This is a genomic window from Paenibacillus hunanensis, from assembly GCF_034055775.1.
In the GTDB taxonomy this organism is placed as follows: domain Bacteria; phylum Bacillota; class Bacilli; order Paenibacillales; family Paenibacillaceae; genus Saccharibacillus; species Saccharibacillus hunanensis.
This window is the reverse complement of the sequence record NZ_CP139194.1, coordinates 2,239,976-2,259,490: the sequence shown is the minus strand read 5'-3', so window position 1 is coordinate 2,259,490 and position 19,515 is coordinate 2,239,976. Positions and strand designations below refer to the sequence as shown.

The window sequence follows — 19,515 nt, the reverse complement described above, 5'->3', positions numbered from 1 at the left end:
GTGAAGGAAATGATGGATCGATGAAAACTCCTGCGTTAAATAAGCGTTTGCGGTATTTTCCATTGCAGCTCTTGCTCAGTCTGGTGCTGTTTGTGATTGTTTTTGTAGTAGCGATCCTGCTAGGCGCGAAAAGCATCTCCCTTGCAGATATTCGGGATGCGATCTTTAGCCCTCATTTGAGCGGTGGCGACATTTCGATTATTCGTGAAATTCGCTTACCACGTGAAGTAGCTGGTGTGTTGGTTGGTTCTGCATTGGCCGTAGCGGGTGCGATTATGCAAGGACTCACTCGCAATCCACTCGCTGATCCCGGGTTACTCGGATTAACGGCTGGTGCCAGTGCAGCGCTTGCGTTTGTATTTGCGATCTTCCCGGCAGCAGGCTATATCGGTACGATGATTGCTTGCTTTATCGGTGCAACGCTTGGTGTTCTGCTAGTCTTCGGCATTGCCGCACTGCGTAAACGCAATATGTCGCCACTACGGATGGTGCTGGCAGGTGCTGCGGTGTCCGCGCTACTCAGTGCAATTGCAGATGGCATCAGCCTGAAATTCAAGGTTGCCAAAAGTGTATCAATGTGGACATCCGGGGGTCTGGCTGGCACAACATGGACACAGGTTCAAGCACTGGCACCGATCATCATCATTTGTCTGATCATCGCAGTTATGCTGTCCAGACAGCTTACGATTTTGAGCCTGAGCGAAAGTACGGCTGTGGGGCTTGGATTGAAAACGATGCCGATCAAAATTGCACTGTTCGTGCTAATTACCCTGCTTGCAGGCTCAGGCGTTGCGCTTGTGGGCAATCTAGCATTTGTCGGGCTGATGGTGCCGCATATTGTGCGGATGTTCGCTGGAACCGATTACCGTACGATTTTACCGTTATCCGCTATTATTGGAGCTGCCTTTATGGTATTCGCAGATATGCTTGCCCGGACGATTCATGCTCCCTTTGAGACACCGGTTGCGGCGATCCTTTCGATTATGGGCTTACCGTTCTTCCTGCTCATCGTACGCAAAGGAGTGCAATCGTTATGATCAAAGCTGTACAAACCTTTCGCCGTCAGCAAATAGTTATGCTGGCTCTAACTCTACTCACCATCGCAACACTCATCATATCACTTGGTCTGGGCTCTTCATCCGTATCTTTTGATCGGATCATTCCAACGTTGCTTGGACAGGGGAGCTTTATGGATCAATTCGTTATTTTCTCTATCCGTCTGCCTCGTATGCTGATCACACTGCTGGCAGGGATGGCGCTTGCCCTATCTGGGGCCGTGCTACAAGGGATTACACGTAATGAACTCGCTGATCCCGGTATTGTGGGCATCAACTCGGGCGCTGGTGTGGGGATTACGATCTTCTTTCTGTTCGCTCCACTGGAGGTTGGAAGCTTTGCTTATATGATTCCGATCGTTGCGTTCCTGTCGGCGCTGGTGACTGCGATTATCATTTATTTCTTCTCTTACAGTCGTGCCGAAGGCTTGCAGCCGATGAAGCTGATTATTACTGGTGTAGGCTTCTCACTCGCCCTATCCGGTGTGATGGTTGTACTCATCGCCTCCGTCGATCAGGTCAAAGTCGACTTTATCGCTCGCTGGCTTGCTGGTAATGTATGGGGTACGGATTGGCCGTTTATTATCGCATTATTACCATGGCTCATCATCCTGATTCCGTTTGTCCTTTATAAATGCCGCTCACTTAATCTGCTCGCACTCAATGAGGAAACTGCGGTGGGTGCAGGCGTACCGATTCAGCGGGATCGTCTATTACTCATGTTAGCTGCTGTAGCGCTCGCTGCATCCGCAGTATCTGTCACAGGCGGCATCGCCTTTGTCGGACTGATGGCACCGCATATCGCACGCGCGCTGGTTGGACCGAAGCATCAGCTATTCGTTCCCGTTTCGATCCTGATCGGTGGTTGGCTTCTTTTACTCGCTGACACGATCGGTCGTAATCTAACGGAACCGGACGGCTTACCTGCCGGTGTTGTGGTTGCTTTTATCGGTGCGCCGTACTTTTTGTATTTGCTATTGAAAAAATAGGCAGATGAGAAAGTAAGGCATAAATGTTACTCAACCACAAAGATGGGCGCGCAGGCTGTACTCTATTCTCCGGTTCTTTAAACTGTCAATAAATCGAATAAAATCCTTAAAAGGCTTTGTCTATAGCACCTTCATAGACAGAGCCTTTTTGCTGTCATCGCACCGTTCTCTACGAATACAATCTCGATCGCATCTATAATCAAAATCATTCGCAAAAATGGACAAGCCCATCCGAATTCATTTTGCTACAATAGCCTTACCGATCGGGAGGGAACGAATCTATGAATCATATGGAATGCATTCAATCGACTATCGATTATATCGAGCAGCATCTTAAAGAACCGATGCGAGCCGAAGAGCTTGCTGGTCAGGCAGGCTTCTCGCTATATCATTTTTACAAAGTATTTCAGTCACAGACGGGCTTACCCGTTATGGAGTATATTCGGCGCAGACGGCTAGCGTATGCCGCAGCAGATATGGCAAGCACACGTACATTGCTGGATATCGCGCTCGATTATGGCTTTGAAACGCATGCAGGCTTCACCAAGGCATTTCGCAAGACATACGGCTTGTCTCCGGAGCAATATCGTATGCATGCTACTGGCTATGTTCCCGAAAAGGTAGACCTTGCGAAGCTCGCCAACTATCAACTAATCGGAGGAATGATGATGCGACCTACTTTTGTAATCAAACCAGAATTTAAGCTGGCAGGCTATGCTCTCGAAACACGTGTGAATGGTGAAAATATGACCGATATCCCCGCTTTCTGGCAACGCTATATGGCTGAAAATTGGGAGCACACGCTGCACGAGGTGATTCAGCCTATCAGTCATACTGAATATGGTGCATGTATTATGAATGAAGAGCATTCAGAGCATTTTCGCTATGTGATTGGGGTGGAGGTAGAGAATTTTGATCGTGTACCAGATGGCTTGTTTACGACGACCGTTCCTGCCTCTACTTATGCTGTTTTTACTACTCCACCTGCTCATCGTGCAGATGGCGGCTTTGTACGTGCGATTCAGGGTACGACGAGTTATATTTTCAATGAATGGTTCCCTAGCTCTGGTTATGCCTATGCACAGGGTGGGGTAGACTTTGAGGTATACGATCAGCGCTGCTACGGCAACGAGAATCTGGTGATGGACATTTATATTCCGGTGGAAAAAAAGGAGTAGTGACGGACTAAGCGGGCGATAAACGAATCGTGGGTATCGGATGCATGCTTTGCCTGTATACCAACGATCTGCATCGTTATTTTAAACGGCTCTATGTAATATGCACAGATCGTATTCATGCTTGATCTCAATGAACTAGCGTGGATGTTCATTAGCAATACGGATTACGATATAATCTGCGATGATACGTATGTTTACCAGTAGCTATATCTATTGTCTAGCTCTATCTATTATCTGGGATGGCTCCATTCACTCCAATTCATAATGAACATAACAAAAACAGGCCCCTCACCTTCTCGTGAATGGACCTGTTTTTAATTTAGCTTAGTATATACAGTTCGAGCCTGTTGCCTTAGCATTACATTGGATGTCGATGCTTTACACAGTCACACAGTCACACAGTCACACAGTCACACAGTCACACAGTCACACAGTCACAAGTTGATTATGCAAAATCATCGAAATGAACACCACTCATGCAATTTATCTTTCACAGGCCCATATTTCGCAGCGAATCGATCTTACTCCGATCCTTTATCATCTCTACGATTCTCATTTGAGGCATGGTCAGCGATATCCTCTTCACGAGCTGCACCTTCATCACTATGCTCATGCTCTGCTACCTCACGAAGCGATTCCGGCAGCTCGAAACCCTGCACACCCGCTTCCTCCACCGCTTCGAGCAATTCCTCGCCCAGCTCGGCAAGCTCGGGTAAATCCTCTCCATATGTCTGTTCCTCCAGACGGTTGAACAGAAGCTGGGTCTCTTCTTCCAGATCACCCTCTGTCTCGAACTGGGACGCATCGGGCAGCTCACGTAAACCGCTCAAGCCGAAATAATTCAGGAATGACTTGGTCGTACCGTACAAAATCGGACGTCCAATCGCTTCCGCACGTCCAACCTCCTGAATCAGATCCTTGTTCACGAGTGTGTAAAGGGCACGGTCACTTTTGACACCACGAATCTCCTCAATCTCCACGCGTGTAATCGGCTGGCGATAGGCGATGATCGACAAGGTCTCCAATGCTGCCTGAGACAAGGAGGAGCGGCTTGGCGAGTCTGCCAGCCGCTTATAATATACTGCATGCGCAGGTAAGGTCGATAGCTGATAGCAGCCAGCGATATGAATGATCTGAATGCCGCGACGTGCCTTTTTCAAATCTGCCTGTAGCTCGTCGATAGCAATCTGCACCACATCGACAGGCTGCTCGGTCACTTCGGCGATCTGTCGTACATTCAGCCCTTCCTCTCCTGCGAGAAATAACATGCCTTCAATAACTGCTTTCAACTTCTGGGACTTCATTAAGGCTTACTTCTCCTCTCCACTCCATCACAATGTCGTCAAACAGACGACTCTGGTAACAGCAAATCTGCCGCATTTTCATCATTTCAAGCACTGCAAGAAAGGTCACTACGATCTCTTGGCGCACGGTCTCACTTTCAAGCAGTTTGGAAAAGAGCAATTGCTCCCCTCGCTCTAGCCGTTGGAAACGATCCACGACCTGCCGAATGCGATCCTTTACGGAAATCTCATCACGCTGTATCCGGGTCACGCGCACACGTCTTGTCGCCCGGCGAAGCGCCTTCTGAAAGGCTTCCACCAGATCCATCGTATGTAAGCCTTCGACCGGATTGTAATTCACTCGAGCGACAAAGGGCGTCATATCCTCCGGTTCCTTTGTAAAGATCAGGCTACGCTCCTCTTCGCGCTCACGCAAATGACCCGCGATGCCTTTATACTTCCGGTATTCCTCCAGCTTGCGCACAAGCTCCGCACGAGGGTCCATATCGTCATCTTCAATATAATCAAAATCGTCGATCTCCATTACCGGTGGCTTAGGAAGCAGCATTTTGCTCTTGATGGAGAGCAGAGTCGCCGCCATCACCAGAAACTCACTGGTAACTTCAAGCTCAAGCTCCTTCATACTATGAAGATAATCCAGATACTGTTCCGTGATTTCACTAATCGGGATGTTCTGGATGTCAATTTCCGATTCGTCAATTAAGTGAAGCAGCAGATCGAGCGGCCCTTCGAACGTAGCGAGTTTGTATAGTACAGTCACAGGCACACTCCCTTGATTCAATATCGGTCGGTATCATGCTTGGTTATCGTATAAAGCATACGCATAACTAACATATCACACCAACCTTATTTTATCCTTAATGTGAAGGCATGACTATACATATTCAGCAAAAAGAGGCCTAATCCTCTTTGGATGGCCTCTTTTTGTGAACTTTGATATGCGTTTATGCGGATTAGTTCTTGAATTGGCTGGACAGATTTGCCATTTCGATCGCCGCATTCGCCGAATCCCAGCCTTTGTTGCCGGCTTTGGTACCTGCGCGCTCGATCGCTTGCTCAATGCTCTCTGTCGTTACAATGCCGAAAATGACCGGTACGCCTGTTTTCAGATTGATCGCTGCAACGCCTTTGGCTACTTCATTGCACACATAATCATAGTGCGTTGTTGAACCGCGAATCACTGTGCCCAGTGTGATGACTGCATCGTATTTGCCTGATTCCGCCATCTTTTGGGCGATCAATGGAATTTCGAATGCACCGGGTACCCAGGCAATATCGATATCCTCCTGTGCTGTACCATGACGGTGCAGTGCGTCCAATGCGCCGCTGAGCAGCTTGTTGGTAATAAACTCATTAAAACGACCGACAACAATACCAAATTTTAACCCCTGAGAAACTAAATGTCCTTCAAAAATATTCGCCATGGTTGGATTCCTCGCTTTGGTTAGTGTATGGGATAAAATACTAATTCACCTAAAATTAATTGCTTTGTAGCTCGCTCTCAAGCTTTTGCAAATAATGGATCAGTTCTTGAATGCTAATCAGCTTGAGATCATGCTTGCGTGCCAGCATACGTAATTGATCCAGACGTGCCATCGTGCCGTCCTCATTCATAATTTCGCAGATGACTCCTGCTGGATACGCACCACTTAGACGTGCCAGATCGACAGCCGCTTCAGTATGTCCTGGTCGTGCCAGCACACCGCCCGGATTCGCAATGAGTGGAAACATATGCCCTGGACGGCGAAAATGCTCTGAGCCTGCTTCTGGATTCGTAATCGCCATCGCTGTGAGCGAGCGCTCATAAGCGGAAATGCCAGTTGTCGTATCCACATGATCAATCGAAACGGTAAAGGCTGTACCGTGATAGTCCGTATTTTGCTGCACCATCGGCTCCAGCTTCAGTTCCTGTGCGCGCTCGGCTGTGATCGGTAAGCAAACCAAGCCACGTCCTTCGGTCACCATAAAATTAATGATCGCTGGTGTTGCATGATCGGCCAGCGCGATAAAATCGCCTTCGTTTTCCCGATCCTCATCATCTACTACAATAACGACCTTTCCCTGCTGCAAATCATGCACGGCATCCTCAATCCGGCTTAAACCGGTAAGTTCGTCACTCATGTGCTCCGCCTCCTTCTGTCTATCAGGATGCACTACTATTTGTACGTGTTTACATATACCCGTTTTGCTGTAAAAAATCCGCCGTCAAGCCGCCACCACGTGAAGACTGTGCATCATTCGGTGTCGACTGACGATAATTCATCATATGCTCGATATATTTACCCAGCACATCGCATTCAATATTGACTGTATCGCCCGGCTTACGATGCGCGAGCACCGTTTCCTTGAGCGTATGTGGAATGATCGAGATGGTAAAGCTCCCGTTATCAACGGATACAACGGTAAGACTGATGCCATCGACGGCAATTGAGCCTTTGGGAATAATATAGCGAAATAGCTCGCTATGCTGAGGCTTGATATGGAAAATTACCGCATTCTGGTTGCTCTCAATCCCTTCAATCGTCGCCACGCCATCCACATGACCCTGCACGATATGACCGCCAAAGCGTCCATTCGCTGCCATCGCACGCTCCAGATTGATCGGACTTCCTGAACGCAGCTCCTTGAGACTGGACAGACGATACGTTTCTGGCATCACATCTACCGTAAAGATCGAGCCTGCAATCGTCGTTACAGTCAGGCAGACGCCATTGCAGGCAACGCTATCGCCCAATGCTAGCCCATGCATAATATGGGATGCCTGAATACCAAGCACCATCGCTTCGCCGCGACGATCTATTTTTTTCAATGTACCGATTTCCTCAATTAATCCGGTGAACATGGAGGATCACCTGCCTTTGCCAATTTTACAAATGATGATATAATGCACGTCCGCTGATGCAGACATTGTCATCCAGCGTTTCGACCTCAACCTCATCGAGTGTCACGGCTTGATTCATCTTCTCAAAGCCATCAAATACGAATGTAGACAGGTTGCCGCCGATCAGCTTTGGTGCCAAGAAGAGCGTAATTCGATCCACCAAGCCGGCTTCAAGCATTGCTCCATTCAGCTTGCCGCCACCCTCCAGCAAAATGGAAGAAATCTCAAGCTCACCAAGACGACGCATCGCTAGATGCAGATCGACATGCTCGCCTTCACCGCAGATGAGCACCTGTACATGACGACTTTCCAGCTCTGCTATACGTGCGCGATCTGCCTGTGCAGTCGTCACAACAATGGTCGGTGCCAGTGTCGTATCAAGTAGCCGTGCTTCATTATCGATGCGCAGCTTCGAGTCGATCACGATACGAATTGGATTCAAGCCCGGCACCTCGGTACGAGTGATCAGTTCTGGATCGTCTGCGAGCGCTGTGCCGATGCCAACCATGATCGCCTGATGACGATGACGCATCGCGTGTACACGTTCACGAGCGGCTGCATTGGAGATCCATTTGCTGTCACCTGTACGGGAAGCAAGACGTCCGTCGAGCGTACTTGCTGTCTTGAGTGTAACGAATGGCAGCTTGGTCGTAATATACTTGTTAAACGTCTCGTTTAGACGCTCCGAACGCTTCGCCAGCACGCCTGTTACGACTTCAATACCATGACTACGCAGACGTTCAATGCCTGAACCGGCTACCTGCGGATTCGGATCGACCGCGGCGACCACGACACGCTTAACCCCTTCGGCAATCAGTCGATCACTGCATGGTGGTGTCTTGCCATAATGACTGCAAGGCTCCAGCGTGACATAAGCTGTAGCTCCCTTCGCTTCAGCGCCCGCCATATTGAGAGCATGCACCTCCGCATGTCCAGTGCCACGCTTCAAATGAGCACCCATACCAACGACTCGCCCATCCTTCACAACTACACAGCCGACGACCGGGTTAATCTCCGTCTGTCCCTGGGCGCGCTCCGCCATATCTAGTGCAAGTGACATATAAAATTCATCGTTTAATAAGTTCATCTTCAGGGCTCCTTCGTATTGTACAAATGTGATCTGATCTATTGTCTCATCCATACCGCATCGTTCACGCTTCATTCGCCCTTTGTGAAAAGGATCTCTGTGAAATGATGCAAGCGGGAGGTGAAAGATCAGATCCTACAGTTTATTAAGTTACCATTTATAACATAGTAACAAAATTATACTTCATGAACAATCCGAAAACGCGAAAAGCCCCGCAGACCGGCAACATACCGGTACTACGGGGCATCATAAATAGACAGAAATATGGATTCAGTTCATACGCAAACAACGGTATTCACAAGTAATACCTTTGATTCGGCAGACATGATCATGCAAATAGGCATACGACAGCCCATTTCGCTATTCAGACCAATGACAATGATATACGGATGTGCCCGAATAAAGGAATATAGCAAACAAGCCATTTCCAGTCGGCAATCCTGTATCCATGCCTGAACAAGCGTGCATGAATCTCCATACGAACAGCGCCTGCACATACGTCAGACCTGTCCTTTTCCTCTCCCATCCAGACTATACTGTCGGCTCCGGATTCTCACCAGATCCACCGCCAAGCATGACATCATGCTCACCGGGTCACGGACTTAGAGCTTGCAGACGGCAATCCACCATCTATCATCTCAACACCGCCGGTGGGGAATTACACCCCGCCCCGAGGACAAAACTTATGAAGTTGTGGTGTCACTTACACATTACCTGCTGCTGATATACATGCAGCGTAATGGTGAAATCATATCACCTTGATGATCGAAAATCAAGAAAGCTTATCCACACTGTTGGAATTACAATGATTCAGCTGCTCTGCTCCCCATTCGGACATCAGCTCCAGAATCGGTGCCAGCGTCTCTCCAACTGGAGTTAATGAATATTCCACTTTTGGCGGAATTTCATTATATTGCTCCCGGTGAACAAGTCCATCTGCTTCCAGTTCTTTAAGCTGTCGGCTGAGTGTACGATGGGCGATTGGCTTGAGTTCATCCCATAGTCGATTATACCGAATCACCTTCGATTTATGCAGCTTATACAAAATTACCCACTTCCACTTGCCTTCAATTTTCGAAATGGTGTAGTAGATGGGACAGCTTCCAAACTTCACGTCAAAGTCCATATCGATCCTCCTATTACTAACATAAAGGTTAGTCTATAACCTCAATGTGCATACTTATGCTATGTAGGCGTAGCCTATATACTTGAAATCTAACAATCTAACATTATGCTAACAGGAGGCTTGAGATGAGAGCAATCATACATGCAGGCGGTTCAGGTATACATTCCCTACAGCAGACAGAGCTACCCGAAGGGCTGCCCGGCGCAGGCGAAGTCAAAATACGACTGAAGGCTGCCGGATTAAATCATCGAGATTTATTTTTAATGGCAGAGCGAACAGACGCGGACTCTCCATTGATCCTTGGCTCAGATGGTGCAGGCATTATCGAAGCAGTCGGTGAAGGCGTAGACGAGCTGCTTATTGGCTCCGAAGTAATTATTAATCCCTGTCTGGATTGGGCTAAAACCGAACAGGTGCCCACCGTTCCTAATATACTTGGTGGCCCGACTGCGGGAACATTAGCTGAATATGTCATTGTGCCAGAAGAAAATATTATTCGCAAGCCCCTGTATCTATCCTGGGAAGAAGCGGGTGGATTATCGCTTGCTGCTCTTACCGCTTATCGTGCTCTATTTACAAAGGGGCAATTGCAGCCGAGACAGCATGTACTGATTCCTGGAATTAGCGGCGGTGTTGCGACATTTGCCGCATTGATGGCAGCTGCAATTGGCGCGCATGTCACCGTCACGTCCAGAAGTGAAATTAAGCGACAAAAAGCTTTGGACTTGCCGATTACATCTGCGCTTGATAGTCATGCCGACTGGGTACAGGCTATTGGGGTGAATGCGGTCGATCTCATTCTAGATAGCATCGGCCCGGCAACCTTTTCACAATATTTTGAAGTCATTAAGCCTAATGGAACGATTGTCGTATTCGGAGCTAGCTCTGGGGATGATATTACTATTCCGATGCGATCGTTATTTTTCCCACAGGTGAATATTAAAGGTACGTCGATGGGAAGTCATGAAGAATTCGCCGCAATGATGGCATTACTGGAGCAGCACAGCATTCGCCCAGTTATAGATAGCGTCTATCCATTGTCTGAGATCGGCCTGGCCTTTGAACGTATGGAGCAGAGTCAGCAGTTCGGGAATATTGTGATACGTATTGATGAGCGCGACTAAGCGGCGATTGAAGGACTAGTATCAAATTAGAGGTATGAAGGGCAGCCACGAATATAGCTGAGCGCTATCGGAGCTGTCCTTCTTCATTGCATAAGACTTTTCTGGCATAAGACTTGTCCGGTTTGTAGCATTTGATACGAACCATTTAATATGTATCATCTGGTTTGCAAAGTGGGTGGTCAAGTCTCGATTGTACTATGGACATATTTAGGGTGTAATCCATACGAATCTGTCTCATCAATTGCATTTTAGCAGTTTCAGCTACACTTGTATTCGAACTATGACAAAAATAGGGTATCTACCGTGTATGCTACATTTTCGCCCTATTTTTGACCATGGTGACCCTTAATCTGTCCTCTTTGACCCTAAAATGGTCTGTCTTTGTCCTATTTCTGTCCATGCTTTCAACCTACATTTGTCTACAGTTGATCCTAAAAACGTCCATTAAACACCCTAAAAATGTCCTGCTTCGCCCTAAAGTTGTCCTAATCAACAACGAAAACACCTTGATAATACTGACTTTCTAGCTCTATAAAACAAGTAAATACTTTAAAACAGGATAAACAAGAATTGTAAAACAGGAGTAAAACATCACAAGGTACAAGTTGTTGCTTCTACCCTATTTTTCTCCTCATTTATACTATATAATGGGCTTTATTATCTGTTGTGGAGGAATTGAAATGCGCGGCAACAACCTCGTTACGAAATCAAACAACCTGATCGAGACACCATTGAAATTAGGGGTCGTTGAAATGCGGATTATTATTGTATTAATCAGTACGCTTTCTCCCAATGACGATGACTTCAAGCCATATCGCTTCAAAATTTCTGAATTTGCTAAGATGATCGGCGTGAAAAACAAAAATATTCATCAGCAAATTAAAGATTATACATATAGCCTGATGTCGCAGCCGTTTTATTTGCATGATAATTTGCAGGTAACGTGGCTCGCATCTGCGGAATATTTTCCCGGTGAAGGTGTAGTAGAGGTGGAATTTTCGCCCAAGCTCAAGCCTTATCTACTGCAATTGAAGGAGAAATTCACCACCTATCGCCTGATCGATATTATCAAGCTAAAAAGCGCGTATGCGATGAGGATCTACGAATTGCTCAAGCAATATGAGCGAATCGGCAGTCGTACCTTTACCGTACAGCGGCTCAAGGAGCTGCTTGGCATTGAGGATCAATATCCGGTCTATGCTGATTTTAAAAAGCGTGTTCTCGTCAAAGCACAGCAGGAAATCAACAAGCATACCGATATTTCATTTTCATTCGAGGAAATGAAAACCGGACGCAAGATTACAGAGATCAAATTCCTTCTGACCAGCAAATCGGCTGATGCCAAATCAAGTGTATTGAACCATCCAGACAAGCCTGCTGGCGCTCGCCATCATACTTCCTCCAGACTTCGTCAGCAGCTCAAGGAAGAGTTCGGCTTGCAAGCAAAAGCGATTGATCAGGTGCTGGCGCAATACGATAAGAATTATATCGCAGAGAATCTAGAGGTCGTTCGCAGTGATGCCAAGCGTGGCAGAATCAAGGATATTCCTGCCTATACGATGTCAGCATTAAAAACCGACTATCGCAAAAAACGCTCTGGTCTGGAAGAGGAACAGCTCGCTACACAGCAGGCGAAGCAAATCGGTATTGATCTGATGGAATCCTACATTCAGGAGCTATCGCAACAGGTTCAGCATCATATTATTAGCTTATCGCCCCAGCAGCTGGAGCAGGAACTGGAAGGGATGAAATACAGCGTACGCACACTGGGCATCGAGATTGTAGATGATGAGATATTAGACCCTTTTAGTGAGAGTGGTAGCTATTTTATCCAGTATATTCAGAAGAAGTATTTTAAAGATTATACGTTTGAGCTGTATTGTGAACAGCAGACGGATCTGGATTGAGTACTACAGAATGAAAAGAAATTTCACTTTTGATCATGTATCTGTATTGATATATTGATACCTATGAGAAAGATCGTAGCGAAATAATGAAAAGCCAGTATCCTTGATGGATGCTGGCTTTTTTAATGGACAAAAATAGGGTGGAAATAAAGCATAGTTAGAAAAATCGCTTTTCTAACTACGTACCGTGCATAGATCGCTATAAAAATAAGTAGAATCGCTGTATGCAAGCAGATTCTTATTCGATTTCACGTTAACTATGACAAAAATAGGGTGGATGGTGTCAAGTGAACCATATCATTACCCCATTTTTGTCCATATTAATCGTATCTGTAATGCAAGTAATCCGAGACTCGTTTTTTAAATTCATGTTGTGAATTCACATGCAGGCGTATATTGCATGTAAGATGGACAAAAATAGGGTGCTCTATCGTAGATATACTTTTTATGTAGATAAACATACTAAACATACAGATCGCTTTGATCTATTCACAAGTTGTATAAACCTTCATCGATACTCTATTCTATTGGAACCGAATAGAAAACCGACCCTACCTATAAAGACAAGACTCCATACATCGATATCCGATCATGTAATTTATATATTCAACTTATATTATGATATTCTTTTGTTATTGTTTGAGCTTAAAGGAGACAACTATGACAAAAATAGGGCATATAGCATTAAACAGACTTTAGTATTACCCTATTTTTGTCCATGTTAATCCTCTATATGCTCCGACTCCAACAATTTTAATGTCCCAATAAACGAAGCTTCAGACAACATCGCTACTAGTACAATCCATACACGCTATACATTCGCAAAATTATAGATGCAGTACAGTTCATTTCACTGTATGATAGGGCTAACTTCATGCGTAATGCCTACCTCACGATCATGCTCTAGCAGCGACGCTCCACCAATCAACCGATCATCTGTCTACTCCAATTTGATGAGGTGAACCTATTGAGAGAGCTTCCTACCCTTCGTCCACATAAACTGCCTGTGCCTGCACCCGTTCGTTCGACACGACAAAATTCACCTGTTACTGCGCTAGCTAATGCTCATCCGATTGCTCAATTGCAAAAGGTGCTTGGTAATCAGGCTACAGGTGCGATCATGCAGCGTCAGAAAAAGCGTTTCCGCCCGAAAGAGGATCATGCGAACCTTGCGACCTTTGAGCAGATGGCAGATAAACTGGATAGCTTAACTACCGCCGCACATACACTCACCCTTCAAGCGCTACAAACGGACAATCCAGGTCTGGTAAAGGATGAGGGCGTAACGACCGGGCACTATACGAATTGGCTGAATAATCCGAATGCGATGACTACCGGCTATGTGATCGAGGATATGGTCACGCAGGGCGTTTCTGGTGCAGCTGGATATTCTGCACAGGAGACACATGGCAATGCGCGCCCTGACTTTGTACTGCGTGTACAGGATCAGCTGGGTGTGATTCGCGCTGGCGTTGTCGATATTACAAGCTCCAAAGAAGCCGGACATGTCCTGCAAAAGGACTTTAATCTGGCGAACTATGCCTACGTGGCTGAAGCAATCTATCCTAGTATTAACTTTAGCAATGTAAAAGCCAGCAACTTTACACTCAGTGCAGAGGATGAGGAATTAATCCAGAATGCTCGTATGCGGCGTGCTCGCGAAACCTTTGCGGCACAAATGGGATTTTTGAAGCAGCAGCTTGATCTGTTGTATAATCAGTCCTTTTTGAACAAAGAAGCCAGCCAGAAAGCAGGTATCGCCAGAGCATGGCTCGCCAAAATCAAAACAACTGAGGATACCGAGCTGATCCATACAGCCGATCAAGCAATCCTGGAGGTTCGAGCCGCAGCGAAGGCATCCATCTTCACGAATGGCTATGTGTTCCCACTGCTTCACGAGATTATCGCTGGTATCAAGGCACGGTATGAGTTGTAGACCAGTAGCTGCTAACGAACACGTATATTCGAATTTGAAAAAGATCATTCATTATGCCCTATTTTCAGTCATATTAAAAATAAGCCGCTGACTATTCATAAAGTCAGCGGCTTATTTTAACTAAGAGTAATCGATCTCTATACTAACCGTTTGGCTACCTGGCTAATCGATTGCTAGCCGACCATAAGTAGTAGGTATATGTGTTGTTACTATATAAACATAGTAAAGTGGCACATCATTCTTATCGGTCTACGCAAAATGATAGCTCAGGTCGGCGCGCCTATCCTTACGGCAGCTCATCGAGATTGACCTTTATCAATCTGCCCGATACCCAACCTCACCATTCACAATCGTCATGCGTACCTTAGCTTCGAGCAATTGCTGTGAGTGCTCATAAATATTCCGATCCAGCACGGTAAAATCAGCAGCCTTCCCTACAGCGATCGTCCCGCGCTGTGCTTGCTCACTAACAGCTGCAGCGCTTCCCTCTGTAAATAGCTTCACGCCTTGTGCGATGCTGAGTCTTTCCTGTGGCAGATAGCCCTCGGCTGGCTCCAGTTGCTGAGGGTCACGGCGAGTAACGGCTGCATGAATACCAAGCAGCGGATCAAGTGGCTCGATCGGCGCATCACTTCCGCCAGCACAGATTACACCCGCTTGAATTAGCTTTTTCCATGCATACAAATATTCGGTACGCTGCTCGCCTACACGATCCAGCACCCATGGAAAATCACTTGCTACAAAGCGCGGCTGAATATCTGCAATGAGCGGCAGTCGAAGCATGCGTTCCACTAGCTCCCGATCCAGCACCTGTGCATGGATAAAGCGGTCTGGCAGATGGCTGATTCCGGTTAGCGGATACGCCTCCATCGCCTGTAGTGTCATATCCGCAGCACCGTCACCAATCGCATGAACCGCGATTGGGAAACCAAGACTTCGTGCGCGTGCAGTCAGCTCATTCAGACGCTGCTGGTCATGGATCGCCATGCCCGAAGTCGACGGATCATCGGCATACGGCTGGCGAAGTAATGCTGTTCGTCCACCAATTGCTCCATCGGAGAAAATCTTGGCAGCCCCAATCCGCAGCCATTCGTCTCCATCCCCTGCACTCATTCCGAGTGACTCTGCTTCATCCAGATGCGTATAATAAATCAACTGATGACTACGAAAACGCAATCCTTCCTCGCGCAGCTCGCGGTGAATACGCAGCATCGTGTCGATGCTACCGAGAAAGCGTAAATCCTCGGTATGTGCTCCGGTCAACCCTAAGCGCAACGCATCCTCACAGGCACGGCGAATCGCGTCCTTTTTGGTCGCATAATCCGGCTCTGGCTGTACTGCGACAAAGGCTTGATTTGCTTCTTCATATACCCAGCCGTTCAGCTCACCCGAGGAATCTCGCCCAAATGAACCAGATGGCGGATCAGGTGTGTCGCTGCGCACTCCAGCTCTGCGGAAAGCTTCACTATTCGCAAGAAAAGCGTGAAAGCATGTACGAGTCAAATAAATTGGATGCTCGGTTGTGATCTCATCCAGCTCGTTACGCAGTGGTGGTACAGCTGGCGTGAACGCATTTTCATTCCAGTTCAGTCCGACAATCCATTCTCCAGGTGGCGTTGTCGCAGCGCGCTGACGGATTAGCTCCAGCATCTCGTGCTTGGAGCGTACATCCGTAAAGTCGAGCATCGACAGCTTCATACCATGCATGGATAGGTGCATATGCGAATCGACCAGCCCCGGCAATACATAACCGCCCTCCCAGTCCACCGTCGTGTAGCTTCGTCCGCTCAGTTGTAGCTGTAGCTCGTCAAGACTACCCAGTGCGCGAATGATTCCATTTTCGGCGTAGATCGCTTCTGTTCCATTCGGTACGCCTATTTCAGGATGAAAATGTCCATTTATGTATAAAGTTGCTGTCATATCTATTCTCCTTCGCCTGGTCATTAATAAATTTCAATTCGATCTCACTGGATGAACATACACTTTAGAATGCAGGTATATTGGCATTTATCTTAAAGCACAAAGCACAAAGCACAAAGCACAAAGCACAAAGCACAAAGCACAAAGCACAAAGCACAAAGCACAAAGCACAAAGCACAATAAGTATGCAGCCTGTTCATCTGAAGTCAATCATTTATTTTGGCAATCATGATCAAAAGCTCACTATCTAGTGTAGCATAAGCAGGATTTGTTGAACTACCGTTCATGTGCTCCCTTCTAATTTACAGCATATCATCCTGTAGCACGGCATAATCAAATAAACGAACCGATACCCATATACACAAAAAAGCGAAGGCTGCTTAACACAGCCCTCGCTTTTGTTTTATCCTATAGTATCGAATACGTAGAATTAAGCTTCTATAATTTCAACAGTTTCCATTTTGTCGCGGCCCTGGAATGCATCCACATATTCCATACCTTTTACGACTTTACCGAAAACGGTATGTTGACCGTCCAGGTGTGGTTGTGGTTGGTAGCAGATGTAGAATTGGCTACCGCCTGTGTCACGACCTGCGTGAGCCATAGCCAGTGAACCGCGCTCGTGCTTGTTCGGGTTAATTTCACATTTGATTGTGTAACCCGGGCCACCTGTACCTGTACCGTTCGGGCAACCGCCCTGTGCTACGAAGCCTGGAATAACGCGGTGGAAACTCAGACCGTTATAGAAGCCATCATTAGCCAGCTTTTCAAAGTTTGCTACCGTATTTGGAGCATCTTGATCGAACAGATCGATGACAACCTCGCCACCGTTTGCCAGTTTGATTTTAGCCTGTTTTGTCATAATTACATCTATCTCCTCTCAGCATTGGGCATGATGTTCATGCCGGATGGATAAAACTGCGACGAAAAGGTTAACGCAGCGCTCACTGCTACTACCTACATGCAAGCTTGCTTGTACGCCGTATGCAGTTCCTGCTCCCTCACCCTTCGGTTATAGGCCCGCATCATAAATACAGGATGCCATGCCCGCAGCAGTACAGCCGTGGCACAGCACCCTATCAGTTTACTATGAAATGTCTGTACGCGTAAAGGGTAAAGCCAATTCTACCGCTTAGCGCTGAGCAGAAACGCTACTACGCAAACGCGCAGGCACCACATCATTACGCGTAATATCCTCAAAGCTTTCACGCTCGACGATCAGATCGCTCTCTCCATCGCGTACCAGCACGACTGCTGGACGACGAATTCGATTGTAGTTGCTAGCCATCGAATAATTGTATGCACCCGTGCACGCAACGGCAAGTAGATCACCTGCAATCGGCTCTGCCAGCTCGATATCCCAGATGAGCATATCGCCGCTCTCACAGCATTTACCTGCTACAGACACAAGCTCGGTCGCTTCATCATTTGCTCGATTCGCCAGTACAGCCTCGTAGACCGCATCATAGAGCGCAGGGCGTGGATTGTCCGTCATGCCGCCATCTACAGCGACATATTTGCGCACATTCGGAATATCCTTGCTCGTGCCAATCGTGTATAATGTCGTACCTGCATCCCCTACGATGCTACGTCCCGGCTCAATCCAGATCTGCGGTAACTGTCCTTCCAGACCAGAAAATTGCTGCTTCACCGCATCGGCAATTGCCTGTACATACTCCGCCGCATCCAGTGGGCTATCTTCCTCGGTATAACGAATACCAAAGCCGCCGCCCAGATTGATCACTTTAAACGTAACACCAACCTCCTGCTGCAACTGACGAGCAAAATCAGCTACACGCTGCGCAGCAACCTGAAAGCCATCCACCTCAAAAATCTGCGATCCGATATGCGAATGCAGTCCAAGTAGCTCGACATGCTCCAGCTTGTGAGCCAGTTTTACAGCTTCCTCTGCTGAACCATTTCCGATATCAAATCCGAATTTAGAATCTTCCTGTCCGGTAGAAATGAATTCATGCGTATGGGCTTCTACACCCGGAGTGACGCGGAGCAGAATACCCGGCTTCAAGCCTTTTTCCGCTGCAATCGCATCCAGCATCTGCATCTCGATAAAGTTATCGACGACAAAACAGCCAATCTCTGCATCCAGTGCCATTTCCAATTCATCCGGTGTTTTGTTATTACCGTGGAAATGAATACGTGCAGATGGGAAGCCTGCTTGTAGCGCGGTGTGCAGCTCGCCCTCGGAAACGACATCCAGCGATAGTCCTTCTTCCTCCACGATGCGGCACATCGCCATCGTACAAAATGCCTTACTCGCATAGGCTACCTGAAACTCCATGCCTGTCGCGCGAAAAGCATCCATATATTCACGACAACGCTGACGAATCAGCTGCTCGTCCATAATGTATAGAGGAGTGCCATATTGCTCTTTCAGCTCTACTGTATCACAGCCACCGATTTCTAGATGGCCTTCGTTATTGATTGTGCTCGTTCCATGTAAGTACATTGTTGTCCTCCGTTCGTTCTGTCAACTGAGTGTAGCGATATCGCTACGTATCGTGCAATGTATCGTCAGTATAGAATTGTTAGCTGGTGTTCAGAATGGATTATTGTGCTGAACATTTGTATTTTGCACGGTTTGTCAGGGTGGTCATTGGTAGTTTGTCATATTGTAGCATCAAATGATGGGGGGAGTGTTAATTTGTAATAAAGTTGTGAGGACATTTTGTTGAAGGTTTAGAGGGATGCGTTGCAGGCATGAAAAATCAAGATTTGGAGGATGAGCTGAGTATGGAAACTTGACTTGAGTATAGGGCAGGCAACTACTCCGGTAAGGAATAAGGGAACGGACTCGGGTGGAGCCGCGGGAATCTACGGATTAGGATAGAATGTAGATTCCCGCCCCTCCAAAGGAGTCCTTTTCCCTTATTTCCTTCCCTTCGTTCCGTGCCTGATGCATCATTATCTAAGTGCAGAACTGATTTCATATACTCCTAAATTTTCTTTATTACTGCTACTGCTACTGCTACTGCTACTGCTACTGCTAC

The 19,515-nt window shown here is 47.0% G+C and carries 15 protein-coding genes, 1 pseudogene and 1 riboswitch; of the genes and pseudogenes, 6 read left to right on the top strand and 10 right to left on the bottom strand.

Annotated features, from left to right (window positions below; translation table 11 throughout):
* Window positions 1-20: 20 nt before the first annotated feature.
* From SK066_RS09190 to SK066_RS09180, 3 genes are all read left to right on the top strand, one after another.
* A complete protein-coding gene (locus SK066_RS09190) occupies window positions 21-1,037 on the top strand; it encodes a FecCD family ABC transporter permease (protein ID WP_320544434.1) in 1,017 nt (338 codons plus the stop codon).
* Window positions 1,034-2,044 (top strand): FecCD family ABC transporter permease, encoded by a 1,011-nt coding sequence (locus SK066_RS09185; RefSeq protein ID WP_320544433.1) that lies wholly within the window; start codon window positions 1,034-1,036, stop codon window positions 2,042-2,044. Before SK066_RS09190 ends, SK066_RS09185 begins: the two co-directional genes overlap by 4 nt.
* A 281-nt stretch (window positions 2,045-2,325) precedes the next feature.
* On the top strand, window positions 2,326-3,222 hold the full coding sequence (locus SK066_RS09180) for an AraC family transcriptional regulator (RefSeq protein ID WP_320544432.1): 897 nt from the start codon (window positions 2,326-2,328) through the stop codon (window positions 3,220-3,222).
* Between the two features lie 521 nt (window positions 3,223-3,743).
* Here SK066_RS09180 and scpB read toward each other — a convergent pair.
* From scpB to SK066_RS09145, 7 genes and pseudogenes are all read right to left on the bottom strand, one after another.
* The gene (scpB, locus tag SK066_RS09175; RefSeq protein WP_407673769.1) at window positions 3,744-4,526 is read right to left on the bottom strand and encodes an SMC-Scp complex subunit ScpB; all 783 of its coding nucleotides are present in this window, start codon (window positions 4,524-4,526) and stop codon (window positions 3,744-3,746) included.
* A complete protein-coding gene (locus tag SK066_RS09170) occupies window positions 4,495-5,286 on the bottom strand; it encodes a segregation and condensation protein A (protein ID WP_188775265.1) in 792 nt (263 codons plus the stop codon). The genes scpB and SK066_RS09170 overlap by 32 nt, the downstream gene beginning before the upstream one ends.
* A 193-nt stretch (window positions 5,287-5,479) precedes the next feature.
* A complete protein-coding gene (gene ribH / locus SK066_RS09165; protein WP_320544431.1) occupies window positions 5,480-5,950 on the bottom strand; it encodes a 6,7-dimethyl-8-ribityllumazine synthase in 471 nt (156 codons plus the stop codon).
* Window positions 5,951-6,014: 64 nt separating this feature from the next.
* A pseudogene (gene ribB / locus SK066_RS09160) lies at window positions 6,015-6,647 on the bottom strand (3,4-dihydroxy-2-butanone-4-phosphate synthase); the annotation flags it as partial.
* Window positions 6,648-6,696: 49 nt separating this feature from the next.
* Entirely contained in the window at window positions 6,697-7,368 is a 672-nt protein-coding gene (gene ribE / locus SK066_RS09155; RefSeq protein WP_320544430.1) for a riboflavin synthase, read from the bottom strand.
* A 25-nt stretch (window positions 7,369-7,393) separates the two neighbouring features.
* A complete protein-coding gene (gene ribD, locus SK066_RS09150; protein ID WP_320544429.1) occupies window positions 7,394-8,494 on the bottom strand; it encodes a bifunctional diaminohydroxyphosphoribosylaminopyrimidine deaminase/5-amino-6-(5-phosphoribosylamino)uracil reductase RibD in 1,101 nt (366 codons plus the stop codon).
* A gap of 510 nt (window positions 8,495-9,004) precedes the next feature.
* A riboswitch (FMN riboswitch) is annotated at window positions 9,005-9,176 on the bottom strand.
* 90 nt (window positions 9,177-9,266) lie between these two features.
* Window positions 9,267-9,620, bottom strand: a complete 354-nt coding sequence (locus SK066_RS09145; protein ID WP_320544428.1) for a winged helix-turn-helix transcriptional regulator — start codon at window positions 9,618-9,620, stop codon at window positions 9,267-9,269.
* 125 nt (window positions 9,621-9,745) lie between these two features.
* Between SK066_RS09145 and SK066_RS09140 the strand changes: the two genes are divergently transcribed.
* The 3 genes from SK066_RS09140 (at window position 9,746) to SK066_RS09130 (ending at window position 14,587) form a co-directional block, all read left to right on the top strand.
* Window positions 9,746-10,744 carry a zinc-binding dehydrogenase gene (locus SK066_RS09140; RefSeq protein ID WP_320544427.1) on the top strand — a complete coding sequence of 333 codons (999 nt, stop codon included), beginning with the start codon at window positions 9,746-9,748 and terminating at the stop codon, window positions 10,742-10,744.
* A gap of 680 nt (window positions 10,745-11,424) precedes the next feature.
* Complete coding sequence (locus SK066_RS09135) at window positions 11,425-12,651, top strand: replication initiation protein (protein WP_320544426.1); 1,227 nt, start codon at window positions 11,425-11,427, stop codon at window positions 12,649-12,651.
* Window positions 12,652-13,618: 967 nt separating this feature from the next.
* Window positions 13,619-14,587, top strand: a complete 969-nt coding sequence (locus SK066_RS09130) for a hypothetical protein (protein WP_320544425.1) — start codon at window positions 13,619-13,621, stop codon at window positions 14,585-14,587.
* A gap of 315 nt (window positions 14,588-14,902) precedes the next feature.
* On the opposite strand, the gene SK066_RS09125 is transcribed toward SK066_RS09130, so the two are convergent.
* The 3 genes from SK066_RS09125 to lysA form a co-directional block, all read right to left on the bottom strand.
* On the bottom strand, window positions 14,903-16,507 hold the full coding sequence (locus SK066_RS09125; protein WP_320544424.1) for an amidohydrolase: 1,605 nt from the start codon (window positions 16,505-16,507) through the stop codon (window positions 14,903-14,905).
* Between the two features lie 430 nt (window positions 16,508-16,937).
* Entirely contained in the window at window positions 16,938-17,369 is a 432-nt protein-coding gene (locus SK066_RS09120; RefSeq protein ID WP_320544423.1) for a peptidylprolyl isomerase, read from the bottom strand.
* Between the two features lie 270 nt (window positions 17,370-17,639).
* Window positions 17,640-18,974 (bottom strand): diaminopimelate decarboxylase, encoded by a 1,335-nt coding sequence (gene lysA / locus SK066_RS09115; protein ID WP_320544422.1) that lies wholly within the window; start codon window positions 18,972-18,974, stop codon window positions 17,640-17,642.
* Window positions 18,975-19,515 lie beyond the last annotated feature (541 nt).

Coding starts and splice junctions, on each gene's coding strand:
- SK066_RS09140 (WP_320544427.1), top strand. CDS start 9,746: ATGAGAGCAATCATACATGCAGGCGGTTCAGGTATACATTCCCTACAG.
- SK066_RS09145 (WP_320544428.1), bottom strand. CDS start 9,620: ATGGACTTTGACGTGAAGTTTGGAAGCTGTCCCATCTACTACACCATT.
- SK066_RS09125 (WP_320544424.1), bottom strand. CDS start 16,507: ATGACAGCAACTTTATACATAAATGGACATTTTCATCCTGAAATAGGC.
- SK066_RS09135 (WP_320544426.1), top strand. CDS start 11,425: ATGCGCGGCAACAACCTCGTTACGAAATCAAACAACCTGATCGAGACA.
- ribD (WP_320544429.1), bottom strand. CDS start 8,494: ATGAACTTATTAAACGATGAATTTTATATGTCACTTGCACTAGATATG.
- ribH (WP_320544431.1), bottom strand. CDS start 5,950: ATGGCGAATATTTTTGAAGGACATTTAGTTTCTCAGGGGTTAAAATTT.
- SK066_RS09120 (WP_320544423.1), bottom strand. CDS start 17,369: ATGACAAAACAGGCTAAAATCAAACTGGCAAACGGTGGCGAGGTTGTC.
- SK066_RS09190 (WP_320544434.1), top strand. CDS start 21: ATGAAAACTCCTGCGTTAAATAAGCGTTTGCGGTATTTTCCATTGCAG.
- scpB (WP_407673769.1), bottom strand. CDS start 4,526: ATGAAGTCCCAGAAGTTGAAAGCAGTTATTGAAGGCATGTTATTTCTC.
- SK066_RS09180 (WP_320544432.1), top strand. CDS start 2,326: ATGAATCATATGGAATGCATTCAATCGACTATCGATTATATCGAGCAG.
- SK066_RS09185 (WP_320544433.1), top strand. CDS start 1,034: ATGATCAAAGCTGTACAAACCTTTCGCCGTCAGCAAATAGTTATGCTG.
- lysA (WP_320544422.1), bottom strand. CDS start 18,974: ATGTACTTACATGGAACGAGCACAATCAATAACGAAGGCCATCTAGAA.
- ribE (WP_320544430.1), bottom strand. CDS start 7,368: ATGTTCACCGGATTAATTGAGGAAATCGGTACATTGAAAAAAATAGAT.